At 48.8% G+C, this 1,132-nt stretch carries 1 protein-coding gene; it reads right to left on the bottom strand.

Going from position 1 to position 1,132, the window contains the following annotated elements:
• A partial coding sequence (locus D8854_RS09705; RefSeq protein ID WP_185768092.1) for a hypothetical protein occupies positions 1 to 1,132 on the bottom strand: 1,132 nt, incomplete at both ends.

Here is a 1,132-nt window from a genome sequence, read left to right as displayed (position 1 = left end):
TGCACTTACAGATGCGCTTGCTGATTGGCTAGCTGATACAGATGCTGAGTCGCTTGCACTTACAGAAGCTGAAGCTGATTGACTAGCTGATACAGATGCTGATTGGCTCGCACTGATGCTTGCTGATACTGATGCTGATGCGCTTTGGCTTGCACTAATTGACGCAGACTGGCTCGCGCTTGCTGAGATAGAAGCTGAGTTCTGGTTGTTAGATGCTGAAGCTGAGGCACTTTGACTTGCAGATACTGATGCTGAAGTACTTTGACTTGCAGATACAGACGCTGAAGCTGATTGGCTAGCTGATACTGATGCTGATTGACTAGCACTTACTGATGCTGATGCGCTTTGGCTTGCAGATACAGACGCAGAGTGGCTCGCGCTTGCTGAGATAGAAGCTGAGTTCTGGTTGTTAGATGCTGAAGCTGAGGCACTTTGACTTGCAGATACTGATGCTGAAGTACTTTGACTTGCAGATACAGACGCTGAAGCTGATTGGCTAGCTGATACAGACGCTGAGTCGCTTGCACTTACAGATGCTGATGCGCTTTGGCTTGCACTAATTGACGCAGACTGGCTCGCGCTTGCTGAGATAGAAGCTGAGTTCTGGTTGTTAGATGCTGAAGCTGAGGCACTTTGGCTTGCGCTTACTGATGTTGAAGCACTTTGACTTGCACTTACAGATGCTGAAGCTGATTGGCTAGCTGATACAGACGCTGAGTCGCTTGCACTTACAGATGCTGAAGCTGATTGACTAGCTGATACAGATGCTGATTGGCTCGCACTGATGCTTGCTGATACTGATGCTGATGCGCTTTGGCTTGCACTAATTGACGCAGACTGGCTCGCGCTTGCTGAGATAGAAGCTGAGTTCTGGTTGTTAGATGCTGAAGCTGAGGCACTTTGGCTGGCGCTTACTGATGTTGAAGCACTTTGACTTGCACTTACAGATGCGCTTGCTGATTGGCTAGCTGATACAGATGCTGAGTCGCTTGCACTTACAGAAGCTGAAGCTGATTGACTAGCTGATACAGATGCTGATTGGCTCGCACTGATGCTTGCTGATACTGATGCTGATGCGCTTTGGCTTGCACTAATTGACGCAGACTGGCTCGCGCTTGCTGAGATAGAAGCT

This window comes from Streptococcus mitis (genome assembly GCF_003943905.1).
GTDB lineage: Bacteria > Bacillota > Bacilli > Lactobacillales > Streptococcaceae > Streptococcus > Streptococcus mitis_BC.
Note: the sequence above shows the minus strand (reverse complement) of the source record. Positions and strands in the feature narration are given on the sequence as shown.